Source organism: Janthinobacterium sp. GW822-FHT07H11, assembly GCF_058798615.1.
On the sequence record NZ_CM179507.1, the window covers coordinates 2113402 to 2138344 of the forward strand.

Annotated in this window: 26 protein-coding genes; 15 read left to right on the forward strand and 11 right to left on the reverse strand. The window is 63.9% G+C overall.

What is annotated here, in order from left to right; translation table 11 throughout:
- The first annotated feature begins 407 nt into the window (after positions 1–407).
- From AC3RCJ_RS09505 to AC3RCJ_RS09530, 6 genes are all read left to right on the forward strand, one after another.
- On the forward strand, positions 408–869 hold the full coding sequence (locus tag AC3RCJ_RS09505) for a GNAT family N-acetyltransferase (protein ID WP_492960761.1): 462 nt from the start codon (positions 408–410) through the stop codon (positions 867–869).
- An 87-nt stretch (positions 870–956) separates the two neighbouring features.
- Positions 957–1364: a GNAT family N-acetyltransferase gene (locus AC3RCJ_RS09510; RefSeq protein ID WP_492960763.1), complete on the forward strand. Its 408-nt coding sequence runs from the start codon at positions 957–959 to the stop codon at positions 1362–1364.
- 28 nt (positions 1365–1392) lie between these two features.
- Entirely contained in the window at positions 1393–1836 is a 444-nt protein-coding gene (locus AC3RCJ_RS09515) for an immunity protein RhsI2 family protein (protein ID WP_492960765.1), read from the forward strand.
- A 170-nt stretch (positions 1837–2006) separates the two neighbouring features.
- Positions 2007–2315 carry a hypothetical protein gene (locus AC3RCJ_RS09520; protein ID WP_492960767.1) on the forward strand — a complete coding sequence of 103 codons (309 nt, stop codon included), beginning with the start codon at positions 2007–2009 and terminating at the stop codon, positions 2313–2315.
- A gap of 158 nt (positions 2316–2473) precedes the next feature.
- Positions 2474–2671: a DUF3079 domain-containing protein gene (locus tag AC3RCJ_RS09525; RefSeq protein ID WP_332862333.1), complete on the forward strand. Its 198-nt coding sequence runs from the start codon at positions 2474–2476 to the stop codon at positions 2669–2671.
- Between the two features lie 59 nt (positions 2672–2730).
- On the forward strand, positions 2731–3225 hold the full coding sequence (locus AC3RCJ_RS09530; RefSeq protein ID WP_492960769.1) for a prolyl-tRNA synthetase associated domain-containing protein: 495 nt from the start codon (positions 2731–2733) through the stop codon (positions 3223–3225).
- A gap of 10 nt (positions 3226–3235) precedes the next feature.
- Here the strand turns inward: AC3RCJ_RS09530 and AC3RCJ_RS09535 are convergent, their stop codons facing one another.
- Positions 3236–4381: an MFS transporter gene (locus AC3RCJ_RS09535; protein WP_492960947.1), complete on the reverse strand. Its 1146-nt coding sequence runs from the start codon at positions 4379–4381 to the stop codon at positions 3236–3238.
- A gap of 256 nt (positions 4382–4637) precedes the next feature.
- Between AC3RCJ_RS09535 and AC3RCJ_RS09540 the strand changes: the two genes are divergently transcribed.
- A complete protein-coding gene (locus AC3RCJ_RS09540; protein WP_492960771.1) occupies positions 4638–5255 on the forward strand; it encodes a TetR/AcrR family transcriptional regulator in 618 nt (205 codons plus the stop codon).
- Between the two features lie 3 nt (positions 5256–5258).
- Here the strand turns inward: AC3RCJ_RS09540 and AC3RCJ_RS09545 are convergent, their stop codons facing one another.
- Both AC3RCJ_RS09545 and AC3RCJ_RS09550 read right to left on the reverse strand, forming a co-directional pair.
- Complete coding sequence (locus AC3RCJ_RS09545; RefSeq protein ID WP_492960773.1) at positions 5259–5729, reverse strand: GNAT family N-acetyltransferase; 471 nt, start codon at positions 5727–5729, stop codon at positions 5259–5261.
- A gap of 43 nt (positions 5730–5772) precedes the next feature.
- Positions 5773–6432, reverse strand: coding sequence for an XAC2610-related protein (locus tag AC3RCJ_RS09550; RefSeq protein ID WP_492960775.1), 660 nt, complete (start codon positions 6430–6432; stop codon positions 5773–5775).
- Positions 6433–6584: 152 nt separating this feature from the next.
- On the opposite strand from AC3RCJ_RS09550, the gene AC3RCJ_RS09555 reads away from it, so the two are divergent.
- Positions 6585–7241: a tetratricopeptide repeat protein gene (locus tag AC3RCJ_RS09555; protein ID WP_492960777.1), complete on the forward strand. Its 657-nt coding sequence runs from the start codon at positions 6585–6587 to the stop codon at positions 7239–7241.
- Here AC3RCJ_RS09555 and AC3RCJ_RS09560 read toward each other — a convergent pair.
- The 7 genes from AC3RCJ_RS09560 to AC3RCJ_RS09590 all read right to left on the reverse strand — a co-directional run bounded on the left by AC3RCJ_RS09560 (position 7228) and on the right by AC3RCJ_RS09590 (position 16409).
- On the reverse strand, positions 7228–8202 hold the full coding sequence (locus tag AC3RCJ_RS09560; RefSeq protein ID WP_492960779.1) for a ribonuclease Z: 975 nt from the start codon (positions 8200–8202) through the stop codon (positions 7228–7230). The two genes, AC3RCJ_RS09555 and AC3RCJ_RS09560, sit on opposite strands and share 14 nt — an antisense overlap.
- 47 nt (positions 8203–8249) lie before the next feature.
- Positions 8250–9749: a metal-dependent hydrolase family protein gene (locus AC3RCJ_RS09565; RefSeq protein ID WP_492960781.1), complete on the reverse strand. Its 1500-nt coding sequence runs from the start codon at positions 9747–9749 to the stop codon at positions 8250–8252.
- Positions 9750–9891: 142 nt separating this feature from the next.
- Positions 9892–10743 (reverse strand): formate dehydrogenase accessory sulfurtransferase FdhD, encoded by an 852-nt coding sequence (gene fdhD, locus AC3RCJ_RS09570; protein ID WP_492960783.1) that lies wholly within the window; start codon positions 10741–10743, stop codon positions 9892–9894.
- A 15-nt stretch (positions 10744–10758) separates the two neighbouring features.
- Positions 10759–11679 carry a bestrophin family protein gene (locus AC3RCJ_RS09575; RefSeq protein WP_492960785.1) on the reverse strand — a complete coding sequence of 307 codons (921 nt, stop codon included), beginning with the start codon at positions 11677–11679 and terminating at the stop codon, positions 10759–10761.
- A gap of 13 nt (positions 11680–11692) precedes the next feature.
- The gene (locus tag AC3RCJ_RS09580) at positions 11693–12673 is read right to left on the reverse strand and encodes a cytochrome d ubiquinol oxidase subunit II (protein WP_492960787.1); all 981 of its coding nucleotides are present in this window, start codon (positions 12671–12673) and stop codon (positions 11693–11695) included.
- Between the two features lie 30 nt (positions 12674–12703).
- Positions 12704–14083 (reverse strand): cytochrome ubiquinol oxidase subunit I, encoded by a 1380-nt coding sequence (locus tag AC3RCJ_RS09585; protein WP_492960789.1) that lies wholly within the window; start codon positions 14081–14083, stop codon positions 12704–12706.
- 13 nt (positions 14084–14096) lie between these two features.
- Positions 14097–16409 carry an FdhF/YdeP family oxidoreductase gene (locus AC3RCJ_RS09590; RefSeq protein WP_492960791.1) on the reverse strand — a complete coding sequence of 771 codons (2313 nt, stop codon included), beginning with the start codon at positions 16407–16409 and terminating at the stop codon, positions 14097–14099.
- A 165-nt stretch (positions 16410–16574) separates the two neighbouring features.
- On the opposite strand from AC3RCJ_RS09590, the gene AC3RCJ_RS09595 reads away from it, so the two are divergent.
- Together AC3RCJ_RS09595 and moaA are read left to right on the forward strand one after the other, a co-directional pair.
- Positions 16575–16850, forward strand: coding sequence for a helix-turn-helix domain-containing protein (locus AC3RCJ_RS09595; RefSeq protein WP_492960793.1), 276 nt, complete (start codon positions 16575–16577; stop codon positions 16848–16850).
- Positions 16851–16954: 104 nt separating this feature from the next.
- Complete coding sequence (gene moaA, locus AC3RCJ_RS09600; RefSeq protein WP_492960795.1) at positions 16955–18052, forward strand: GTP 3',8-cyclase MoaA; 1098 nt, start codon at positions 16955–16957, stop codon at positions 18050–18052.
- Between the two features lie 5 nt (positions 18053–18057).
- Here moaA and AC3RCJ_RS09605 read toward each other — a convergent pair whose 3' ends face one another.
- On the reverse strand, positions 18058–19479 hold the full coding sequence (locus AC3RCJ_RS09605) for an aminotransferase-like domain-containing protein (RefSeq protein WP_492960797.1): 1422 nt from the start codon (positions 19477–19479) through the stop codon (positions 18058–18060).
- Positions 19480–19637: 158 nt separating this feature from the next.
- Between AC3RCJ_RS09605 and AC3RCJ_RS09610 the strand changes: the two genes are divergently transcribed.
- The 5 genes from AC3RCJ_RS09610 to AC3RCJ_RS09630 all read left to right on the forward strand — a co-directional run bounded on the left by AC3RCJ_RS09610 (position 19638) and on the right by AC3RCJ_RS09630 (position 24876).
- Positions 19638–20600, forward strand: coding sequence for a Dyp-type peroxidase (locus tag AC3RCJ_RS09610; protein WP_492960799.1), 963 nt, complete (start codon positions 19638–19640; stop codon positions 20598–20600).
- Between the two features lie 53 nt (positions 20601–20653).
- Entirely contained in the window at positions 20654–21037 is a 384-nt protein-coding gene (locus AC3RCJ_RS09615) for an RT0821/Lpp0805 family surface protein (protein ID WP_492960801.1), read from the forward strand.
- 146 nt (positions 21038–21183) lie between these two features.
- Entirely contained in the window at positions 21184–23019 is a 1836-nt protein-coding gene (gene msbA, locus AC3RCJ_RS09620) for a lipid A export permease/ATP-binding protein MsbA (protein ID WP_492960803.1), read from the forward strand.
- 148 nt (positions 23020–23167) lie between these two features.
- Positions 23168–24301 (forward strand): toxin-antitoxin system YwqK family antitoxin, encoded by a 1134-nt coding sequence (locus AC3RCJ_RS09625; protein ID WP_492960805.1) that lies wholly within the window; start codon positions 23168–23170, stop codon positions 24299–24301.
- 80 nt (positions 24302–24381) lie between these two features.
- Entirely contained in the window at positions 24382–24876 is a 495-nt protein-coding gene (locus tag AC3RCJ_RS09630; protein ID WP_492960807.1) for a MarR family winged helix-turn-helix transcriptional regulator, read from the forward strand.
- Positions 24877–24943: the final 67 nt, after the last annotated feature.

Genomic DNA, 24943 nt, shown 5'->3' on the forward strand with positions numbered 1-24943 from the left:
ATGGGTGAGTTCGATTTTCCCTGGGTTGCGCTGGCGCCATGCTGAAAGCCATCGCTTGTTCAGGTGCGGCACCAGTCGCTGGCCGAAGCTGTGCCAGGAATATCGGGCCATCGTGCCCGCTCCAATTTTCCATGGCCTGGCGGATAGTGCGCGGCTTGAGCTGCGGCGCATTGCCGGGAAACGGCAGGGCGGGCTTGGCAAGTCGGCGTTCCCGCGCGCGACGGGTGGCAGCGGTGTTCATGAAACTCCCTCGGTGGGCAGGTGATGAAGGCAGTATCGCTTGCTACCTGATGCAGGTCTTGAACGTTTACGACACGCTACAATGCTTTCATGATGCCAACTGATTCCATCTGCCCCGTGCGTGGCGCAAGCCTTTCTCTGCCCACGATTGCCCCCACAAGACGCCCATGACCTTCACCCTCCACCCGTTTTCCGCTATCCTGCCCGCGGATTGGCTTCTTTTGCTGACCCACCCGGACGTCATTCGCCACATGCCGCTCGCCACCGAAAGCTGGACCGAGCACGCTGTGATGGCGTGGGCGAAAGACAAGGACGCGCAGTGGCAGGCCCATGGCTATGGGCCGTGGGCGATCCGGATCGATGGCGTTTTTGCCGGCTGGGGCGGTTTCCAGAAGGAGGGAGGCGAAGCGGATCTCGCACTGGTATTGCTCCCTGCATTCTGGGGATGTGGACCTGCGCTGGTGCGCGCTTGCATGCGCCGCCGGCTGGCGCTGGGCATAGGTGCTGTCAGCATCCTGCTGCCGCCCAGCCGTACACGCGTCCGGGGGCTTGCAAGGCTCGGCTTCGCCTTTGACTGCGAGGTGGAGCATGAAGGGCGACGTTTCCTGAAGTTCCTGTCAGTTGAGTGAACTTCATCTATGGAATGAAGTGTGGATGAGATGGAAACATCTCCTCGTTCCCAGCCACGGTCCCATTGACCACGTACCTTTGAACCCATGAAAAACATCACCGTAGAATATCGTCACAATTTCCCCCTCGATCCGCTTGAGGTCGTCCGTGTCTTCGATCAGTCCGGAATCAAGCGGCCGACCGACAATCTGCCGAGAATCGCGCGCATGTTTGCCGCGCCTTGCCTCTTGCTGTCGGCATGGGTAGACAACGAGCTGGTGGGATTGGCGAGATCGCTGACCGACCATGCGTATTGCTGCTATCTGTCGGATCTGGCCGTCGACAGGCAATACCAGGGCCTGGGTATCGGCAAGCAGCTGGTCCAGCGCACGCAAGCCATCATCGGCGACGAAGTGTCCTTGATCCTATTGTCCGCCCCGGACGCCATGTCCTACTATCCGACGCTCGGTTTTGAGCCGGCAGGCAATGCCTACGTGATCCGGCGCACACATTGAGCGCGCGCTTCCAGGAACTCCTGCCCTGATGAAAACCGTCTACACTCTCGCCGACGCCCTGGCAAAAGACCCTGGCCGCGTCGCCAAGACCCAGGCCCTCACCCTCGACAGTTCCAGGCCCCGCATGGGATTGAAAGGCAGCCATGGCCTGTTCGCCTCCGTAGCGTGGTGGCAAAACATCGCGGCCAGGCGCCTCCAGACGCAAACCTTGACGGGTTGCATCGAGCGCACGTATTTCGCGGGCCAGGACAGCCGGCGTGGCGATCAAGTCAACAGCTTTACTTTGCGCCTGGCCGATGGCTCGACAGTCGATGAAAGCATCTACACGCACCACAAGCACGATATCAAGCTGTTCGTGCCTGGCGCCACGGTGACGATGACTTATGCGCTGGACGAACTCAAGGCGCGGGCGGCGGACGGAGGTGTCGACTACGCGCGGATCGTGCTGGAAGTGTCCGTTTCTGCGTCATAAGGCACTGATATCCACTTGATGCCGCTGCCACAAGCCTCCTGTTCCCTGTCAACACCATCCTTCCAGGTTTGCATGAATTTACGGTCGCTGCAACATATGGGGTAAAGAAATACAACGGACCTGGAAACGACCGGCCACACTGGTCCAATAACGGTTATGAAAGGAAAATCATGCGAAATTTTTTTCTGATAGTAGCTATTTACTTTGTTCCTCCTTTTGCCTTTTCAGCCCAGCCACTGCCTCAGGATGTCAGCAGGTTTATCCATAATGCAGAAGCATGTGAGCACTTGGCGGGAGAATTTGATGGGGCGCTACCTAAGCGGCAGCAGGATGCTCTCCTCAAGGACATACATCGATACTGCACGGTGGCGCAAAATCAGCTGAGAATTCTTGAGGTGAAATATCAAGACAATGCCACAATCATGAAGGTCATCCAGAGTCATGCCAACGATGCGGTGACCAGTTATGAGAGGGACTGACGTACGCTGGTCTTGCTGGTGAACGTAGAGCGCAAGCTGCCGCCACAGCAATCTTCGCAAGCTTGACCTAGGCAAATTCCCCACAGAAATTCGTTTGACCGCCTCGCGCGCCAGGTCTACAGTCGTCGAAGAGACCTCAACCGACCCCATCGCCCCCCATGGCCAAGCCCTTTCCCTTGAATCCCAAGAATCCTGAACGCATCTGCTGGGGCTGCGACAAATACTGTCCGCCGGACGCCATGCGCTGCGGCAATGGTTCCGAACGCACGCAGCATCCCATCGAGCTGTTTGGCGAAGGCTGGAATGACTGGGGGCTGGCGGCGGCCGATCAAGCCGAGGCGGAGAAAAAACCGTAGCGGTGACAGCGCCGCGATCCGCTACAATTTCCCATCGCACTCGCGCTAAGGAAATGCCCATGCAAGAAATCCTGTCCCGCTGGCTGGCAAGCAGCGCCGGCGATTATCAGCTCACTGAACACCCGGCCGTCCACACCATCGCCGAAGCACTGATCCACGTGCCGCCCATGCCCGGCCTGATGGTGAAGAATCTGTTCGTGCGCGACGAGAAGGGCCGGCGGCATGTGCTCGTTATCGTGCCTTGCGACAAGCGCGTCGACCTGACGGCGCTGGGACGGTTGTTGCCGGCCAGTAAGCTGAGCATGGCCTCGCCCGAGCGCCTGCTGCGGCACCTGGGCATTACGCCCGGCGCCGTCAGCCTGTTCGCGCTGATCCACGACGGCGCGCAGGCGGTGGAGCTGGTGCTGGACCAGGCCGTGTGGGATGCTGAGCAAGTACAAGCCCATCCGCTGCGCAACACGGCCACGGTGGCGCTGTCGCATGCGACGCTGGTCCGTTTCCTCGCGCACACGGGGCATGTGCCCCGCATCGTGACGGTGCCGGCGGCGAGCTAGCAGCGTCGTTTCAATGCCCGGCCACGGGCGCGCCGCCGCTGCGCCGTCCCGGCTGGAAGCCATGTTTGCGGGCCGACCAGGCGAGCACGAACGCCAGCAGGAGCAACGCCACCATGGCCCAGGGGAAAGCGCCCGCGCCCCAGGTTTCCAGCAGGGTGCCGCCCACCACGCCCGCGGCCGCAATCGCGCCATTCCACGCCACCACGTTCATCGACAAGGCCACGTCGGCGCCGCTGCCGGCCGTGTCGGCCAGCGCCGTTTGCAACAGCGTTGCCGCGCCGCCAAAGCTCAGGCCCCAGACCGCCATGCCGACATAGATGACAGTCGGAAACTGCGACGCCATGCCCAGCACCAGGGCCGTGGCGGCGAAGGTTGCCAGGCTGGCCAGCACGGTGGCGCGCAAGTGGCGCTCGACCAATTTCCCCGTGATCCAGATGCCGGCCATGGCCGCCGCGCCGAAGACGAGCAGCACCAGGTCGATGCGTCCCATCAATCCGGCCGGCGCCACGAACGGGGCGATATAGGTATAGAGGATGTTGTGCGCCAGCATCCAGGCGATGACGACGGCCAGCACGGGGCGCACGCCCGGCGTGGTGAAGACGCGGCGCAGGGGCAGGCGCTCATGCGCACGCTGGCCCGGGTAGTCCGGCACCTTGGCCAATACCCACCCGATCAGGACCAATGTCAGCGCGGAAATGATCCAGAAGGCGGCGCGCCAGCCGACCAGCGAACCGAGCAGGGTGCCCAGCGGCACGCCCAGCGACAGGGCGACGGGCGCGCCCACCATGGCCAGCGCCAGGGCGCGGCCTTGCTGCTGGGGCGCCACCATGCGCCGCGCATAGCCGGCCAGCAAGCTCCACGCCAGCCCGGCCGCCATGCCGGCAAAGAAGCGGGCCGCCAGGGTCAGCCAGTAGTGCGAGGACAGCGCCGTGACGGTATTGAACACGAGAAAGCCGATGATGGTCAGCAGCAGCACGTTGCGGCGGCGCCAGCCGCGCGTGGCGATGGTCAGCGGAATGGCTGCCAGCAGGGAGCCCAGCGCGTAGGCCGTGACCATTTGCCCGGCCAGCGCGGCGCTGATGCCGAGTCCCGCGCTGATCTGCGGCAGCAGGCCGGCGGGCAAGGTTTCCGTGACGATGCAGATAAAACCCGTCATGGCCAGGGCCAGCAGGCCGGCGACGGGGAGGCGGTCGGCCAGCGCGGGGCTGGCTCCGGTGGTGAGCGTGGCGTGATGCAAAGTGGCTATCCTTGGAAATGTGACGGGGCGGCCAGGCGCGGGAGTGCCCCCGGCCGTCGTGGCGGAACATATGTATCGATCGGTATAAATATAGGCGATGGCATGCCGCGTTGTCAACGACTTCTGTATCGAGTAGTATGTAAGTGGCGTAGGAGCTGATGAGAAGGAGCGATGGATGGCGCAAATGGGACGGCCGCGCACGTTCGACCGGCAGGCAGCCGTCGAGCAGGCCATGTTTTTATTCTGGCAACAGGGATATGAATCGACGTCCTTGAGCCAGCTCAAGGCGAGCCTGGGCGGCGGCATTTCCGCGCCCAGCTTTTATGCGGCGTTCGGCTCGAAGGAGGCGCTGTTCCGCGAGGCGGCGCAATGCTATCTGGACACCTTTGCGCGCGTGACGGAGTGCCTGTGGGACGATGGCCTGGCGCCGCGCGCGGCCATCGAACTGGCCTTGCGCCAGTCGGCCCGCATGCAGTCCGAACCTGGCCACCCGCCCGGCTGCATGGTGGCGCTCGGCTGCATGAGCGCGCCGACGGCCGAACATGCGGCCGTGGCGGCCCCGCTGACGGCTTCGCGTGCGCGCACGCGTGCCGGTTTCGTGCAGTGCGTGGAGCGGGGCAGGGCCGGCGGTGAGTTGCCGGCGGGTACGGATGCGGCGGCGCTGGCGGCCGTCTTCGACAGTTTTTTATCGGGCGTGGCGATCCAGGCCCGCGACGGCGTGGGCTACGCCGTGTTTGACGCCGCCATTACGCAGATCCTGCGCGTGTGGGATGCCAATCGCGTGCCGGGCTAGGCGCTAGGCCGTCCAGCGAAACTCGAGCACGTCGTCGCCATACTTGTCCGTCTCGCCCGTCGCCGTCCAGCCCAGGTAGCGGTAGAAGCCGTAGGAGCGCGAGGCGGGGTCGCTGGAGCAGCCGAGGAACAGCCGCTGGTGGCCCCGGGCGCGCAGGTCGGCCATCACCCGTTGCAGCAAGGTCTTGCCGATGCCCAGGCCTTCAAATTCCGGCAGCAGCGCCAGGACGATGATTTCGCCCGTGTCGCGCTCGCCAAAGCAGTAGCCGGCCAGCTGGCCGTCGTGATGGCAGACCTGGCCGGGCAGGCTGCCCGAGCGCATCATGTCGGCCCAGGTGTCGGCCGTGATGCCCACTTCCGCCAGGCGTTCCTGGGAAACGGCGTTTTGCCGCGTCTTGCCGCGCAAGGCGATGAAGGCCGGGGTGTCGTCCGCCTTGGCGGCATGGAAAGTAATCGATGCGGGATGTGTCGTCATGTGTGCGTGAATTGTTGTGAATTGTTCGATGGTAGTGAAGGATTTACTCCCACGGTTTGCGCATGATGTGCGCGTGGCGCTGCCAGTCAACTACTTTTGTATTTTTAATGGCTTGCTGGCCGGGATTGGCGCTATCGATCTTTTCATCCTTGACGATGACCAGGTCGTTTTTATCATTGAGGCGGTATTCCCTGTAGCGCTCGCAATCCTGTGCGCGCCGCGCGGTGGTGATTAATGTGTCAGCCCGCCACGCATAGCTGTCTTCATAAAAACATTGCGCCGCGCAGCCGCAATTGGCGATGCCGCCTTCGATTTTTTGATCGCTTATGCTGATATCCAGATTCGGAATGGCAGACATGGGTTTGTTGAAACTGTATTGTTTTGCTTGCGCATCCCACAGCCACACATCGGAACAGCGGATGCGCCCCTGGCTATCCGTATAGCCGGTGACCCACAGGTCGGCATGGCCGTCGAAATTCATATCGGCCAGCAGCGCGTGCAAATTGCCCGTACCACTGCTGCTGCAACTGCCAGCCATCCACCGCTTGCCGGTTTTTATCTGGTACGTCTGTTTTTCATCGTGATTGACATAGCGGATATCGGCCGCTTGCCGCACTTTTCCTGTCGCGGCTTTGTCCAGGTGCAAGGTGCCGCCATAAGCCGACGTGGCAATCAGGGATAAAAGCAGAACAATCAATTTCATGGCGTTATTCTTCGGGCACAATGCCCCGATTGCATCAGGTGGAGAATGATCATAACGCAGGATTTGGGCAATGCGCCACACCGTTCCTATCGTGCATTCTGTGTGGAACAGTGCTGTGTACAATGCCCAAAAATCCCCGATAAGGAATTCTGATGACATCCTCTCCCGAATCTTTGAATGAAGCGGGCATTCTCGCTTATAACGACGGCAATCATGCCGAGGCCTTTAAACAATTCGACGCCGCGGCGCGCACCGGCGATCCGGCCGGCCAGCATTTATTGGCCAGCCTGTATTACCAGGGCCATGGCGTGACGCAAGACTTGCCGAAAGCGGTGGAACTGTTCACGGCGGCAGCGCAAGCGGGCTTTCCGCCGTCGCTGGCCAACCTGGCCCTGATGTATGCGAGCGGCGATGGCGTGGCGCAAGACATGCGGCAGTCGCTGGCCTACGGGCGCCAGGCGGCCGAGGCGGGCGATGGCCAGTCGCAATTCAATCTGGCGCAGGCTTACCGCAAGGGTATTGATGTACCGCAAGACTATGCCGAGGCGGCGTTCTGGTACAAGCAGGCGGCCGAGGCCGGTTCCCTGTCCGCGCAGAATGAATACGGCTTGCTGTACGCGCAAGGGCAGGGCGTGGAGCTCGATTACGTGCAGGCGTATGCGTGGATCGCCATGCCGGCCGAGGCGGGCAGCGCGCAATCGGTCAAGAACCGCGACCAGCTGCTGGAAATCCTCACGCCGTCACAGCAGCAGGCGGCGCGCGCGCTGGCCGCCGAGTATGCGGAGCAATACGGCGTCAATCCCCACTAGACTTCCCCGGCAGCTTGGTCAGCACGCCGGCCGCATCGAGTTCATAGCTGTCGAAATCGCGCGCCAGGAACAGTTCACCTGAGTAATGCAGCCGCGCTTCCGCTTCCAGCTCGGCCATGCCGTCCGCATTGTGGTAGCGGGCGCTGAAGTGGGTGAGGATCAGGTTCGGCAAGCGCACGGCTTGCGCGAACTGCGCCACGCGCTGCACGGAACTGTGCGTGGGGCCGGGGCCCACCTTTTGCAGCATCGCTTCCGTGTAGGTGGCTTCATGCACGAGCAGTTGCGCGCCGGCACAGGCGTCCGTCAGCAGCCCCGGCGTGTCGTTGTCGCCGCCGATGACCACGGTGGCGCGCTGCGTTTCCGTCTGGCGGAAAGCGGCGGCGCGCAAGACCGTGCCATCGTCGAGCAGCGCATCCTGGCCCGCCTGCAACAGTCCCCAGGTGGGGCCGGGCGGCACGCCCGCTGCCTGCAGGGCCGCCTTGTCCAGCTTCCACCTGCTCGTTTCCAGCGCAAAACGATAGGCGACGCTTGGGGCGCGGTGCGACAGCGCGTGGCGCGAAATGGTCAAGCCCGCTTCTTCATGAACGACTGGCGCGCTGTCCACGTCGATGTGGATCAACGGGTACGTCAAAAACAGTTCCGTGTGCAGCAGGGTCGCGTCGATCCATGCCTTGATGGGGGCCGGGGCGATCAGCAGCAAGGGCTTCTTGCGCCCCGTCATGGAGGCGCTGGCCAGCAGGCCCGGCAGCCCGTAGCTGTGGTCGCCATGCACGTGGGTGATGCAGATGCCCACCAGGTCGTGCACGGACAAGGGCAGGCGCTGCAGCCGGTGCTGCGTGGCTTCGCCGCAATCGATCATCCACCAGTCGCGGTTGTGCGTGGTGTGCAGGGCCAGCGACGTGACGTTGCGGTGGCGCGTGGGCACGCCGGAAGACGTGCCGAGAAAAGTCAGTTTGAACATGCCCGCATTATGCGGCAAGCCTTGCCCGCTTGCCAACGCCGCTGGCCTCAGCTTGCCAGTGAAGCGCTCAATTTGTCCTTGTAGATGCGCCCGTTCTTCATGATCAGCAGCAATTTTTCTTCAGGCTGGGCGAGGAAATCGAGGTTCTTCGTGGGATCGCCATCGGCCACCAACAAGTCGGCCAGCGCGCCCACGGCCAGCTTGCCCAGGGCGCCCGGGTAGGGCGCGCGCTGGCCGGACAGGGCCAGCAATTGTCCATTCTGTCCCGTCGCCTGCGCCAGCAGGGTCAATGGATCGTAAAAGCGCGTCAGCTTGGCCAGCTGGCGGCCCTGGGTCGGCGTGTTTTTCGCGTTGAACAGGATGTCCGTGCCCCAGCCCGTCTTGATGCCGTACTTTTGCGCCAGCGCATACGCTTGTATCGTACCTTCCGAGACGATGGCCTGGCTGGCCTTGCGCGCCGCGTCGGGATACACATTCGCGTCCGCGTCTTGCAGGAACGGTTGCAGGCTCCACCACGTGCCCGTGTCGCGCATCATGCGCGCGGATTCGTCGTCGGCCAGCTGGCCGTGCTCGATGCTGCGCACGCCCGCGCGGATGGCCCGCTGTATGCCTTTCGGCGTGTAGACGTGGGTCATCACATAGGTGCCCCAGTCGGTGGCCGCTTCCACGCCGGCGCGCAGTTCGCGTTCCGAATACTGCGTGCTGTCGAGCGGGTCGTACATCGACGCGACGCCGCCGCCGGCCATCATCTTGATCTGCGTCGCGCCCAGCATCAGCTGCTCGCGCACGCGGCGCAGCACTTCCGCCTCGCCGTCGGCGATCATGGCCATGCCCGCCGTTTCCGCCATGCCCAGCGGCGCGTTGGCCGCGCGCGGGATATCGGAACGCATGCGGAAGTCGCCGTGGCCCGAGGTTTGCGAAATCATGGCACCGGACGGGAAGATGCGGGGGCCGTCGACGATGCCTTCATCGATGGCGCGTTGTAAGGCAAACGCGGGGCCGCCAGGATCGCGCACGGACGTGAACCCCCGCAGCAGAGTGCGCCGCGCTTCCTGCGCCGCCACCAGGTATAAATAGCCGACGTCGGACGTCATGGCCGTCACCTGGCTGATGGCGGCCAGCATGGTATGCCAGTGGGCGTCGATCAGGCCAGGCATGACCAGCTTGCCCTGGCAATCGATCACGTGCGCGCCCTCGATTTTCTCGCCGGCCGGCGGCAGGGCGGTAATGCTTGTCCCCGTCACCAGCACATTGACGCCGGCACGCGGTGCCTTGCCCGTGCCATCGAACAGGCGCAGATTGGTCAGCAGCAGGGGACGCTGCGGCGCTCGCGGCTGCTGGGCAACAGCGTTGCCGCTGGACAGGCCGAGGCCGATGAAGGGCGCCAGCATGGCGGCCGTGCCGCCGAGAAATTGCCGGCGCCGCATGTCCGCTATCACCCGCTGGTGCAGGATGGTGAAGACGGTGCCGCCGCAGTCGCAGGCGCGCGGCTTCAAGCCGCCCGTCTGCCACGTGTCCGCCAGATGCTGCTCGTGTGCCAGGGCCATCGCGCCATCCTTTCATCGCTGCCGCGCCAGGAGCGTGGCAGCAGGTAAAGTTGATAATTAGTAACCATTGCCATTGAATGCCCGCAGCGGCGGCAAGTCAAGCGTGCACTTGCTTTACGGAAAAAAAAGGTGCATCGGCTGTTCACGGTGCATGCTGGCCGTTATTTTCCCCTTCGCCGGCCGTATAGTCGACAAAGCCGTCGCGGCGGCAAAAGCTGGCCAGCTGCATGCCGGCCTGGCGCGCGATGCGGATGGCCAGCGAGGTGGGTGCGGAGATGGTGGCGACGAGCCCGATGTGCATGCGCGCCGACTTGCGCACCAGTTCATAGCTGGCGCGGCTGGACAGGAAGACGAAGCCGTCGTGCATGGCGATGCGGTGCAGCGCCAGGTAGCCGATCAGTTTATCGAGGCCGTTATGCCGGCCCACGTCCTCGAACACTTTGACCACCGCGCCCTCGGCCGTGCACCAGGCGGCCGCATGCACGCCGCCCGTCTTCTGCATCAGCTCCTGGTAGGGCAGCAGTTCGCGCGCGGCGCGCCCGAGGATGGCGCTGCTGGCGACCAGCGGCGGCAGGGGCCGTGTGATTTTTTCCGGCACCAGGTCCAGCAGGGCCAGGCTTTCGATGCCGCACACGCCGCAGCCCGTGCGCCCCGTCAGCGCGCGGCGGCGGGCCTTGAGCTTGATCAAATCGGGCTGGGCGATGGTCAGCCGCACTTCCGCGCTATCCGCGCCGCAGCACACATCGAGGTCGTAGATGTCGCGCACGCTGCCGACGATGCCCTCCGTCAAGGTAAAGCCGACGGCGAATTCCTCGAGGTCGCGCGGCGTGGCCATCATCACGGCGTGCGCGATGCCGTTGTAGACGAGGGCCACCGGATACTCCTCGGCCACCATGTCGCGGCCCGCCGTGGCCACGCCGGCCTGGTGGCGCACCATGGGCACTTCCAGGTAACCGTCGCGTTCGATGGTGGTGATGTCGATGTCGCATTCCATGATTTTTTCCTCCGGTTAATCGATCTGATAGCGGGGGCAGGGCCGTATCGAGGGCGGCAGCGGGTCGCCGTTCAATTCCAGCAGCGAGCGTTCCGTTTCCCGCGTCATGGCGTTCAGGGCCAGGCAGTTGGGCGCCAGGCCGAACGGTTCGGCGATCTGCTGCGCGATGGCTTCCAGCGCGAACAGGGTGTAGGCGACGAAGACGGAAATGAGCGGCGTGGCCACGCCGATGGCGTCCACCAGGCCCAGCGGCAGTAAAAAACAATACATGTAGACGGTGCGGTGTACGAGCACGCCATACGGATACGGTATCGGCGTGTTCTTGATGCGCTCGCAGCCGGCCACCGTGGCGGCCAGGTCGTTGAGCTGGGTGTCGAGCATCCACAGCAGCTGCGTCTGGCCCGGCTGGCGCTGCACGGCCTCGTGCAGCATGGCGCGCACCGTGTGCAGCACGGCGACGGGCTTGAAGTTGACGCCCTGCAAGCGCTGCACGTCGTCGGCCGGCAGGTAGCGCGCCAGGTCTTCTTGCGGGGCCGTCTGGCGCAGCTGGTGCTTGAGCGCATACACGAAGGCGATCAGGCGGCGCAGCAGCAACTGGTGGTCCAGGCCGCTCGTCTGCTGCGGCAGATACGTGAGCGCCTGCGAAGCGAGGGCCCGCGCGGCGATTAGCAATTGCCCCCAGATATGCCGCGCCTCGACGAAGCGCGCATAGCTGGCGTTGTTGCGAAAGCCGAGGAAGATCGCCAGGCTGATGCCGACCATGGGAAACGGCGCCGTATCGAGCGGAATCTTGACGCCGAAGATGCGGCCGTCCGTCAGCAAGGCCAGCGAACTGACGACCAGCATCAGCAGCAGTTGCGGGATGATGGCTTGCAGCACCGAGCCGTTCCAGACGAACAGCATGCGGAACCAGTTGGTGGTAGGCCGAATGATCATGATCTGATGCCGATCAATGCTTGCGGGGCACGACTTTGCCCTCGAAAACGTAGTATTGGAACAGGTTGTAGCCGATCATGATCGGTAGCATGGAACCCATGCCGATCAGCATGAAGATCAGGGTCGGCTCGTCCGATGCGGCCGCCGCGATGCTCAGCTTGCCCGGGACGAGATCGGGGAAGAAGCTGATGGCCAGACCCGCGAACGACGCCAGGAACAGCACGATGGCGCCGCGGAAGGGGCCACGCACGCCGTTCACGTGCACGGCCCACAGGATGTAAATAAACGCGCTGGCGGCGACGGCGGCCAGGGCCAGCAGCACGCCGAACACGCCCGGCTGCGCCCAGCGGTCGTGGCCGATGGCGCTGAAGACCATGGTGCCGGCAGACAGCACGATGGCGGCCGCGACCGTTGCCAGCACGCTGGTGGTCGCGTAGCGGCGCGCGGCCGCTTCCAGCTGGCCGCCCGTCTTCTTGATCAGGTAGGTGCTGCCCAGCAGGCAGTACCCGGCCACCACGCCCAGCGCCGTGCAGGCCGTGAAGATGCCGCTCAGCCAACCCGGCTGCAAGCCCGTGATGACCTCGCCCAGCACCACGCCCTGCGCCACGGCGGCCAGCAGGCTGCCCACGCCGAAGACCACGTCCCACAGGCGCTTGTTGCCGGCCGCATGGCGGAACTCGATCGAGGCGCCGCGCATGATCAGGCTGGCGATCAGCAGCATGATGGGGATGTACAGCCCTTCCAGCAGGGTGGCGTAGGCGCTGGGAAAGGCGCCGAACAGGGCGCCGCCCACCACCACCAGCCAGGTTTCATTGGCGTCCCACACGTGGGCGATAGATTGAAAGATCAGATTGCGTTCCTGCTCGCGGCCGGTGAACAGGCTGAGGATGCCCACGCCCAGGTCGAAGCCGTCCGTGACCACGTAAAACACCAGCATCAGGCCGATCAAGCCGAACCAGGCATTGCCCAGCATGGCATGCGAATTGATATCCATTACAAACTCCTAGTCAGATAGCGGCGCATTTCAGTACCCCGCGGCATGGGCGGCGTCCGGCAGCGGCAGCGCCACATCGGGGCCTTGCTGCAGCCATTTCTTGGCAAATACAAAGAAGGTGACGAACAGCACGATGTAAAACACGAAGAACATCAGCATGCTGCCGGCCACGGCATGGGCCGCCACGTCGGAAACGGTGTCGCGCGTGCGCAGCAAGCCGTACACGACCCACGGCTGGCGTCCCACTTCGCGCACGATCCAGCCGCACTCGACGGCGATGTAGGGCAGCGGTATCGTCAGCACCCAGGCCAGCAGCAGCTTGCGCTGGCGCAAAAACGCATCCACCCGTGCGCCCGCCTTGCGCCAGGCCACGAAGGTCCAGAACGCCAGCAGCACGAACCACATGCCGATGCCGGCCATGGCGCGAAACGCGTAGTACAGCAGCGGCAGCATGGGCGGCTGGTCTGCGCGGGCGATGTCGGCCAGGCCCGTGATCTTGCCCGTGGCGCTATGCGTGGCGATCACGCTGAGCATGCCGGGCACTTCGACGGACCAGTCATTCTTTTGCTCTGCCTGGTTGGGCCAGGCCAGCAGGGACCAGGCCGCCCCCTCGCCATCGCGATTCGTGTGCCAATGGCCTTCGATGGCCGCGCCCTTGGCGGGCTGGGTCTTGAAGACGTCGACGCCGCTCGAATCGCCGAGCCACACTTGCAACGGAGCAATCACCAGCAGCAGCATCAGCGCCAGCTTGAACGAGCGGGCGAAGAAGGCCGGTTCGCGGCGCTTGAACATATACCAGGCGGAAATGCCGGCGATGACGATCAAGCCCGTTTCCACGGCGGCCACCCACATATGGCCCACGGCCCAGGCCATGTCGGGATTGAAGATGGCGGCCACGTAATCGGTGACGATGATCTTGCCGTCAAGCACGCGCACGCCGGCCGGCGTCTGCATCCAGGAATTGGCGACCATGATCCAGAACGAGGAAATGCTCGACCCCAGCGCCACCATGCCGGTGGCAAACAGGTGCACGCCCTTCGGTACGCGGCCCCAGCCGAACATCATGACGCCGATGAAGCCCGCTTCCAGCATGAAGGCCATGGCGCCCTCGAAACCGAGGATGTTGCCGATGAACTGGCCCGAATGGTGCGAGAACGGTGCCCAGTTGGTGCCGAACTGGAATTCCAGGGGAATCCCGCTGACGACACCGACGGCGAAGTTGAGCACCAGCAACTTGCTCCAGAAGCGCGCGTGGCGGTAGTAGACGGGGTCGCTGGTGCGCAGCCACAGCGCCTCGACGACGAACAAAAACAGCGACAGGCTGATCGTCAATATGGGCCACAGGATGTGGAAGATGGCCGTCATCGCAAATTGCGCGCGCGACAGGTCCAGGGTATCGAAACCGAACATGGCGTTCTCCTGATCAACTGAGGGCGGCCGAAGGCGCCAGCAGCACGGGGATGGATTTGAAGGTCGGCGTGCGCGAACCGTGGCCCACGCTGCCCAGCGGCACCAGCGGATTGGTTTCCGGGTAATAGGCGCCGATGCAGCCGCGCGGGATGTCGTACTCGACCAGCAGGAAGCGGTCGGCGCGGCGTGCTATGCCGTCATGCCACACGCCGATCAGGTCAACCCAGTCGCCGGCCGCAAAGCCCAGCATGGCCAGGTCGTCCTTGTTGATGAAAACGACGCGGCGCTGGCCGAAGACGCCACGGTAGCGGTCGTCCATGGCGTAGATCGTCGTGTTGTACTGGTCGTGCGAACGCGTGGTCATCAGCACCATCAGGCGCTCGCCATATTGCTGGCGCGCGCGGTGGATCGGCGTGTCGAGCTCGACGGCGTTGACGAGGAATTGCGCCTTGCCGCTCGGCGTCTTCCACACTCTTTCGCGCGAGGCAATTTCCAGGTGGAAACCGCCCGGTTTGGCCACGCGCAAGTTGTAGTCGAAAAAGTCGTCAAAAACTTGCTCGATGGAATCGCGCAGCAGCGCATAGTTGCCGGCATAGCGCAGCCAGTCGATCTTTTCGCTGCCCACGGTCGCTTGCGCCATGCCGGCCACGATGGCGATTTCCGAGCGCAGATTGGGCGAGGCGGGCTGGTTCATGCCGAACGAGATGTGCACCATGCTCATCGAGTCTTCCACCGTCACGCCTTGCGCCACGCCTTGCTGCACGTCGATTTCCGTGCGGCCCAAGGTGGGCAAAATCAGCGCATCCTTGCCGTGCACGAGATGGCTGCGGTTGAGCTTGGTGGCGATGTGGACCGTCAGGTCGCACGACCGCAGCGCGTCCCAAGTGCGCGGCGTGTCCGGCGTGGCCATCGAGAAATTGCCACCGAGGGCGACAAACACTTTGACCTTCTTTTCCAGCATGGCCTCGATCGTGCCCACGGCGTCGTAGCCGTGGTGGCGCGGCGGTTCAAAACCGAACACCAGGCCCAGGCGGTCGAGGAATTCCTTGCTCGGCTGTTCCTCGATGCCCATGGTGCGATCGCCCTGCACGTTCGAGTGGCCGCGCACGGGGCACAGGCCCGCGCCGCGCTTGCCGATGTTGCCGCGCATCATCATCAAGTTCGACAGGATTTGCACGGTGGCCAGCGAATTCTTGTGCTGCGTCACGCCCATGCCCCAGGTGGCGATGACGGCCTTGCCCTTCACATAGATCTGCGTCAACTCTTCGATCTTGTCGCGCGCCACGCCCGATTCGGCCAGCAGCAAGTCCCAGCTTTCGGCGCGCAGGTCGGCCGCGAAGGTGTCGAAGCCGCTCGTGTGCTCGGCGATGAAGGTGCAGTCGAGCACGCGCTCCTGGCCGTGGGCGATGGCCTCGTCATCGAGCTCGACGACGCGCTTGGCCATGGCCTTGATCAGCGCAAAGTCGCCGCCCAGTGTCGGGCAGATGAACAGCGAGCAAATGTTCGTGCTGCCGCCCGTCAGCATTTCCAGCGGATGCTGGGGGCTGGTGAAGCGCTCCAGGCCCCGTTCGTGCAGCGGGTTGATGGAGACGATGGTGGCGCCGCGGCGCGACGCTTCGCGCAATTCGCCGAGCATGCGCGGGTGGTTGGTGGCCGGGTTCTGGCCGAACAGCAGCAGGGTATCCGCATGCTCGAAGTCGTCGAGCAGCACCGTGCCCTTGCCGATGCCGACCGTTTCCGGCAAGCCGCGGCTCGTCGCTTCGTGGCACAGGTTGGAGCAGTCGGGGAAGTTATTCGTGCCGTAGGCGCGCACGAACAGCTGATACAAAAAGGCCGCTTCGTTGCTGGCGCGGCCCGACGTGTAGAAGGCGGCCTGGTTCGGGTCGTCCAGCGCGTGCAAATGGTGCGCCACCAGGGCGTACGCATCGTCCCAGGCTATCGCCTGGTATTTGTCGCTGGCCGCGTCGTACACCATGGGGTCCGTCAAGCGGCCATGTTGTTCCAGATCATAGTCCGACTGTTCCATCAATTCCGTGACCGTGTGTTCCTGGAAAAACTCAGGGCGCACGCGCTTGCTCGTCGATTCGGCGGCCACGGCCTTGACGCCGTTTTCGCAGAATTCAAACGTCGACGCGTGTTCGCGGTCGGGCCAGGCGCAGCCGGGGCAGTCGAAGCCGTCGGGCTGGTTTTGCTCGAACAGCGAGCGGTAATTGCCCGCGCTGACTTTTTCCTTGAACAGGTTGATGGCCACGTATTTGAGGGCACCCCAGCCGGCCGCGGCATGGGTGTAGGGCGCGATGCGCGCGTCGGACTTTGGCTTGCTCATGATGACTCTCCTGAAGATATGCGATGGGACAGTCACATGGTAGGGGCGGCGGACCGCCCCGTAGGCGCACAGTTCCGGACAAAAAAACAGAGTACAGATGGCAAGACGACGATGCCGGTCGCGCCGGCGCCGGCCGTGATTTATGATGTGAACAAGGAGAAAAACATGCACGAGGAAGAAGGAATCGACGCGGCACTGATAGCGCTGCTGGCGCTGCTGTGGCAGGCGCGGCAGGAGGCGCCCGAGAAGCCGTGGTCGCTGGCCAAGCTGGCCAAGCGGGCAGGGGTACAGATGAGTACTTTGCTGCGCCAGCTCAATGCGCTGTCCAGCGCGGGCCTGGTGGTGGTCGCCACGGCGGAGAGCGGCGGCGGCAGCGCATTCTTGAGCGCGGCGGGCGCGCAACTGTGCGCCAGCGTGTTCGCGCCGCCGCCAGCAGAGTAAAGCCGCATCTGTACTCTATCGCCCGGCGCCGGACTGTACCTCCTTGTACCCCTTCATTCGTCCTATGCTACGTCCTGACGAATGCACATCAAGGGGGAAGCACAATGAACACCATCCTGTATCGGCAGCCAGCACTCCGGCAGCCAGACCATATTGAACCGTGCGTGGACATGCTGGGCCGCCCCCTGACGGACTTGCGCATTTCCGTCATCGACCAGTGCAACTTCCGCTGCACCTATTGCATGCCGGCCGAGCTGTACCCCGGCGATTACCCGTTCCTGCCATCGAGCGAGCGCCTGTCCTTCGAGCAGATCGAAACGATGGCGCGCGCCTTCGTGCGCCTGGGCGTCGATAAAATCCGCATCACGGGCGGCGAGCCGCTGCTGCGCAAGAACCTGGAACGGCTGATCGAGCGCCTGGCGCGGCTCACCACGCCGGACGGGCGCGCCGTGCGCATCGCGCTGACGACGAATGGCAGCTTGCTGGCGGCCAAGGCGCGTTCGCTGAAGGAGGCGGGCCTGGAGCGGGTCACCGTCAGCCTCGACAGTCTGGACAAGGGCATCTTCCAGCGCATGAATGGCGTCGATTTTCCCGTCGAGAAAGTGCTGCACGGGATTGAGGTGGCGCAAGCCGTCGGCTTGCATCCCGTGAAGGTCAACATGGTCGTGCAGAAAGGCGTCAACGACAGCCAGATCGTGCCGCTGGCGCGCCATTTCCGCCACACGGGCGTGGTGCTGCGCCTGATCGAATTCATGGATGTGGGCGGCATCGGCGCCTGGTCGCGCACGCACGTCGTCACGTCGGACGCGGCGCGGGCGCTGATCGCGGCAGAATTTCCCCTCGTATCGCTGGGCGAAGGCAAGCCGATCTCGCACGAGACGGCCAGCCGCTACCGTTATCTCGATGGCGGCGGTGAAGTGGGTTTCATTTCCAGCGTGTCGCAGCCGTTCTGCGGCGACTGCAGCAGGGTGCGCGTGTCGTCCGATGGCAAGCTGTTTACCTGTTTGTTCGCCCACGACGGCCTCGACCTGCGGCCCCAGCTTGATCCTGCGCAAGGCCCGCAAGGGCTGGAAACCGTGCTGCGCCGGCACTGGCAGCGCCGTGGCGACCGCTACTCGGAAGTGCGCGGCGCCCTGGCCCAGGCCGGCGGCCCCCAGCGCAAGCAATATCCCACCGTGCGCATGTCGCTGGTCGGCGGGTGAGTGGTCTACAGGAATTCGGTGATCAGTTTGCCCAGCAGGATGATCGCCTGTTCCACGTCCGCGCTCCACGGATAGCTGTAGTTGAGGCGGATGCAATGCTTGTAGGCCTGGCTGACGGAAAACATGCGCCCCGGCCCCACCGTGATCTTGCATTCCAGCGCGCGCCGGTACAGCTGCATCGAGTCCACGTTGCCGGGCAGTTCCACCCACAGCACGTAGCCGCCTTGTGGTTGCGAGACTTTGGTGCCGGCAGGAAAGAAACGCTGGACGGTGGCGGCCATGATGCGCGCCTGCTGGGCATAGGCCTTGCGGATGCGGCGCAGATGCTGTTCGTAGCCGTCGTTCTGCAGGTATTCGGCGATGGCCAGCTGCGGGAACGACGAGGTGGTCAGCGTGTTGAGGAATTTGAGTTCCTCCACCTTGCCCCGGTAGCGTCCGGCCAGGGCCCAGCCCACGCGCTGGGCGGCGCTGAGGCTCTTGGAAAACGAGGAACAGTGCAGCACCAGGCCCTTGCGGTCGTAGGACTTGAGCGAGGACGGGTGGGCGTCGCCGTAATACAGCTCGTTGTAGACGCCGTTTTCGATGGCGGGCACGTCGTGCTGCTCCAGCAGCTGGACCAGGGCCCGCTTGCGCTGGTCCGACATCTGGAAGCCCAGCGGATTCTGGAAGTTCGGCATCACCATGACGGCGGCGATCGCTTGCCGGGCCATGATGTCGGCCAGCGCCTCGATGCTGATGCCGTCATACGGATCGGTGGACACTTCCACCACCTTCATGCCCAGCCGTTCGACGGCCAGCAGCATGGCATAGAAGGTGGGCGATTCGACGGCGATGGTGTCGCCCGGCCTGGCCACGGCTTGCAGGCACAGGTTGATGGCTTCCGTGGCGCCCACGGTGACGATGATTTCACCGGCATCGACGGCCAGGCCGTTTTCCAGGTAGCGGCGGGCGATTTCGCGTATCAGTTGCGGATTGCCCGGCGGCAGGTCGTCCGTCATGCTCCAGTCGCGGTTGCGGCGCGCCACGGCACTCGCATACTGGTTGATGCGTTCCCAGGGAAACAGCGCGGGATCGGGGTAGGGCGAGCCCAGCGGGATGGCGTCGTGCAGGCCGATCGAGCGCAGGGTCGACAGTACCAGCCGGCTGACGTGCACTTCGGCCGGCACGGTGCTCGGCTGGGATGCCTGCATGCACAGGTCGGCCGGCTGCGCATCGCCGGCGCGGGGCCGCACGAAGTAGCCGGACTGGGGCCGGCTTTCGATCACCCCCATGCCTTCCAGCTTGACGTAGGCGCGCAGCACCGTGGTGATGCTCAGCTTGTGCTGCTGGCTGGTCTGGCGTACGGAGGGAATGCGTTCGCCGGGCAAGAGCACGCCCTGGGCGACCAGTTGCTCGATGTCGCCGACGAGCTTTTCATACAATTTCATGCCTTGGTATCCATTCTTGATTCTTGCTCTACGTCATTGCATTATCGTCCAATTCATGACGACCTATAGTTACAAATATCGAATATTGCCTAAATGAAACTGCCATCCGGCACTTCTGGTTTAAGATTCACCTGGAAAACGAAAAAGGAACATCTGCCATGGCAATTCCACAAAGCATGCTGTCTGTCGTCGCGCGCGACGAAGTGCATTTGCAGTTCAAGGTGAAGGCCGGCGTTGAACCGGAGCAGCTGTTCAGGGTGCTGGGCAAACTGTGGGAATCCGGGGTCACGGGCATCCTGGACCCCACCTTGAACCGCCACCATCAGTTGACGGGCGGCACGGCCAATGTGGTGCTGGGATTCAAGCCCGAGCTGTGGCGCGCCGCCTGCCCGGGCGGCGTGCCGGACAACATGGCATCGTTCGCGCAGGATCTCGTGGGCGCCAACGGCAAGACGGCGCCGGCCACCCAGCACGATTTATGGGTCTGGATCACGCAGTCGAACGCGGCCACCCTGTACGACAGCATGCGCACGACGCTCACCTTGCTGAGCCCGTTTGCCGAGCTGGCCAGCGAGCAGGTGTGTTTTCCGTATCACAACAATGTGACCTTCGACGGCTTTGCCGATGGCGTCGCCAATCCGCATCCGTTCCGCGCCAACGGCGTGGCCATCATCCCGGACGGCGAGGCGGGCGCGGGCGGCTCCACCGTGCTGCTGCAGAAATGGCGCATGGACGTGGAGCGCCTGCGCGCCTTGCCCGTGCACGCGGCCGAGCAGGTGTGGGGCCGCACTAAGGCCGGCAGCCATGAATTGTCGCCGCTGCCCGTCGATTCCCACGTGGGCCGCAACCAGTTTATCCGCGACGGCGAGGAAGTCGATATCGTGCGCCGCAATGCCAATTACGCCAATGCGGCGGAGGCGGGCATCATGTTTGTCGGTTTTTGCCGCGACATCACGGTGACCATGGGCATGCTGCGGCAAATGTATGGCGTGGGCGACGACGGCGTCGCCAGGACGGACAGGCTGCTGGATTTTTCCACGGCGCTGTCGTCGGCGATCTATTTCGTGCCCAGCATCGATGCCTTGCTGAAAATAGGTATTTCGCCTGCGGACCCTGGCTAGGCCCGCTTGCCCGTACAATTGTCGCTTATTTACTTTCTTTCCAGGAGTTCCCCATGCGTATCCCTACCAAACCACTGTTTTCCGCCCTGATCCTCGGCAGCGCCGTGCTGTGCGCCTCCGCGTCGGCCGTCGGCCTGGGTTTTCTGGCCGACACGCCGATGGCCTACCTGAACAAGAACGACAAGCCCGTCTTCGTGAAAGCCGTCACCGACGTGCTCAATGACAAGAAGGATGGCGAAACCGTGCAATGGAGCAATGAAGGCTTGCGCAATTCCGTGCGCATCGCCGCCGAGATCACGGCCAGCGACACGCAAAAGAGCGATGCCCAGGTCTGCCGCAAGGTGCAGGTGGCGCTGGCCGCCAAGGGCCAGGAGCAGACGCTCAAGCTGAAGGTGTGCAAGGCGGGCGCCGAGGCGTGGAAAGTGGCGAAGTCCTGATTCTCGGCCGGCTTGCCATGCCGGCAAGGCCGTTGCCATGCGCGCACGGCCTTGCCGCTGATTTCCTCCGCGCAAGCGACGACTTTCCCGTCGGGATGGCACACAAGAGTTAGAATCACGCTTTCCTCTCTCTTTTTCCCATCTACATGCAGCAAAGTCGCCTCCTGTTCTTCCGCCTGGCCGGCCAGTTCCGCCGCTATGGCGCCATCGTTGCCGGCACCTTGCTGGCCGTGGGCGTCGCGTCCGCTACCGATGTGTTGTTAATCCGCCAGTTGCAAAACGTGGTGGATGCCATGCGTACCACGGCCAGCGAGCAGGTCGTGTCCGCATCGGGCGTGATGGGCATGCTGCAGGGCTGGGTCGACCGCTTCCTGCCCGCGCATGCGGGGCAGGTGGACTTGTGGGTGATTCCCGCCACCATCCTGGGCCTGGCCGTGCTGCGCATGGTGTCGAGCTTTGCCGGCGACTACGGTTCCGTGTGGCTGTCGAGCCGCGTGCAGGCCGACTTGCGCGAGCAGATGTTCGCCACCATCATGCGCCTGCCCAGCCGCTTCTTCGACACCACCACCACCAGCCTGACGCAGTCGCGGGTGGCGTTCGACGCCAGCCAGGTGTCGCAGGCGGGCTTGAACGTGCTCAACGTGATGGTGCGCGATTCCGTCGCCACCATCGGCTACCTAGTGCTGCTGTTCAGCATAGACGTCAAACTGGCCCTGTTCTGCATGGCCTCGATGCCCATCGTGGCCATCGTCGTGACCCTGGCGGGACGGCGCATGCGCCACCTGAGCAAGAGCGCGCAGCAAGCCGTGGGCGAACTGACCTCGGTACTCGACGAAAGCATCGCCGGGCAGCGCGTGGTGAAGATTTTCGGCGGCCAGGACTATGAACAGGCGCGCTTCGTCAACGTGGTCAAGCGCAACCGCCAGCTGGCCGTCAAGCATGCGGCCACCTCGGCCATGAATTCCGCCTTCATCATGATGCTCGTCGGCATTACCCTGTCGTCCGTGATTTACTTCGCGCTGCTGCGCGCGCAAAGCGGCGCCATCACGCCGGGCGCCTTCGTTGCCTTCATGGGCGCCTTGATGGCCATGCAGTCGCCGATCAAGAATTTGACCAAGATCAACGAGCCGCTGCAGCGCGGCCTGGCGGCGGCCGAATCCGTCTTCGGCCTGATCGACACGCCGCTGGAAACGGATGCGGGAACGGCCGCGCCAGCCACGGTGCAGGGCAATCTGTCGCTGCAACAGGTGCATTTCCGCTACAACAGCGACGATCCCGATGCGCCCACGGCCTTGAGCGATATCACGCTCGACATCCGCGCCGGCGAGACGGTGGCGCTGGTGGGCGGCTCCGGCGGCGGCAAGACGACCTTGCTGGGCCTGCTGCCGCGCTTCTATGACGTCAGCGGCGGCCGGATTTTGCTCGACGGCGTCGATGTGCGCGATTACGCCTTGCTGGCCCTGCGGCGCCAGTTCGCCCTCGTCAGCCAGGATGTGATTTTGTTCAACGACACGATGGCGGCGAATATCGCGTATGGCGACCCGGCCCCGGACCAGGACAGAATCGAAGCGTCGGCGCGCGCCGCCTACGCCCACGATTTCATCATGCAGCTGCCGCAAGGCTACGCGACCCAGGCGGGGCAGAACGGTTCGCGCCTGTCGGGCGGGCAACGCCAGCGCCTGGCCATCGCCCGCGCCCTGTACAAGGATGCGCCGATTCTGCTGCTCGACGAAGCGACCAGCGCGCTGGATACGGAATCGGAGCGCTCCGTGCAGGCGGCGCTGGAAGTGCTGATGCGTAACCGCACCACCATCGTCATCGCCCACAGATTGTCCACCATCGAAAGCGCCGACCGCATCGTCGTCATGCAGGGCGGCCGCCTGGTCGAGTCGGGCAGCCATGCCGCCTTGCTGCGGCAGGGCGGCGCGTATGCCCGGCTGCATGCGAGCCAGTTGTCGCCAGTCAAGGACGGCATGGGCTGATGGGGGGCGCCAGCGCATGTCCCCGGACCGGGGCCGGACCAGCAGGTCCGGTCCCGGTTTTTTATTGTGGGGGCGGCAATCGTGCCCATGGCGAACGGCGCTTGCCTTTATGATAGTGGCCGCAAAGAAATATGAACAATGGAGCAACATGAGGATGCAACAGACGATGCGCTGGCCGCTGGCCGCCCTGCTGGGCATGGCCCTGGCCTTGCCGCTGGCGGCGCAGGAACAGCCGGCGGCGCCAACGCCAACGCCAACGCCAACCTTGCAGGAGGAAGAGCACACCATGTATCTGGATGAAAATTTCATGCCCAGCAATCAGCGCCGCGCCGCCTATGCGCTGCGCACGCCGCCCGTGCGCGACGAGGCGCTGGGCGCCTGGCATGTGCGGCTCGAATTTCCCGACACGCCGGGCGTGCTGGCCTTTGAAACCTATGCCACGGACCTGGACCTGAGCCAGATCAAGTTTGTGCGTTTTCGCAAGTATTACTACGAAAATGGCCAGCTGCTGCGCGAAACCTATTTCAATGCCCAGGGCGAGGAGCTGCTGGGCGGCAGCGTGTACTTCGAGAATGGCCAGGTCAAGCAAAGAGTGACGGCGCTGCCGAACGGACGCGACAGCATCTCGGAAACCTATCACGAGAACGGCCAGCTGATGAGCCGCACCGTGTACCACGGCGACGAGATGGCCGATGGCGAGCAAGTGTCGTATGGCGCGAATGGCGCCGTCAGCAACCGCTCGTATCGGCGCAATGGCCAGATGGATGGCCTGGAGGAATCGTTTTATCCGGACGGCAAGCTGTTCCGAAGGGGACGGCACGTCGCTGGCCAGCGCGAGGGCGAGTTCGTCATGTATGCCGAGGACGGCAAGGTGCTGGCCAGGACCGTCTGGGTGCATGGCCAGCCCGACGGCTGGTCGTTTGAAAGCCATGGCAATGGCGTCGTGTCGAACAAGACGCTGTACCAGAAAGGTGCCGTGCTCAGCTTGCAAACGTGGGGTCCGAATGGCCGGCCCAATTTTGCGTGGCAGAAAGACGCGCAGGGACGCGACCATGGCGACACGAGCGACTGGCATGCCAACGGCGTGCGCGCCAGCGTGACGCCGTTTGTCGAAGGCCAGCGCCACGGCTTGCTGCAGACCTGGTACGGCGACGGCAGCCTGCGGCAGATCGTGCCGTATGAACACGGCAAGAAGCACGGCATCGAGCGCCAGTGGGACCAGGCCGGCAAGCTGGTGCTGGAACAGGCGTGGCAGGCTGGAGAGCCAGTGCCCATGCGCTAGGAGCCGCCCGCCTTTGCAGGTATCATGCAGGGATTCCGGTCCGCCAGCAGGCGCGATGCCGGATCTGATAACTGGAGGCAATGGTGGTGGAACGGGAGGCATCGGCGGTGGCCAAGGCGCAAAGTCAGGCCCTGCAAAGCATGCGCGTGGTGATGCGCGCGGCGCAGCGGCACTCGGCGCAGATCGAGAAACAGTGCGGCGTGTCGGGCGCCCAATTATGGGTGATGCAGGAATTGCTCGAACGGCCCGGTTTGCGCATGGGCGAACTGGCCGCCAGGATGTCCATCCACCAGACGACGGCCAGCAACCTGGTCGATGCGCTGGTGAAAAAAACCTATGTGCGCAAGGCGCGCGACCAGCCCGATCAGCGCGTCGTCACGCTTACCCTGACGGCAGAGGGCCAGGCCGTGATCGGGGCCGCGCCGCAACCGGCGCGGGGCTTGCTGCCCAGCGCGCTGGCCCAGCTGGACGCGGACAGCCTGGCGCAGCTGAACCAGGGCTTGAGCGCCTTGCTGGCCGTCGTCACCCTCGACGACAGGCAGGCGGGCATGCAGCCGTTTCCGTTCACCATGTAATCATGGGGCAAGCGTGTGGCTTGAGCGCCGCGCTTGCCCTTATCATCGGCGCTGTCCCGCCGTTGAT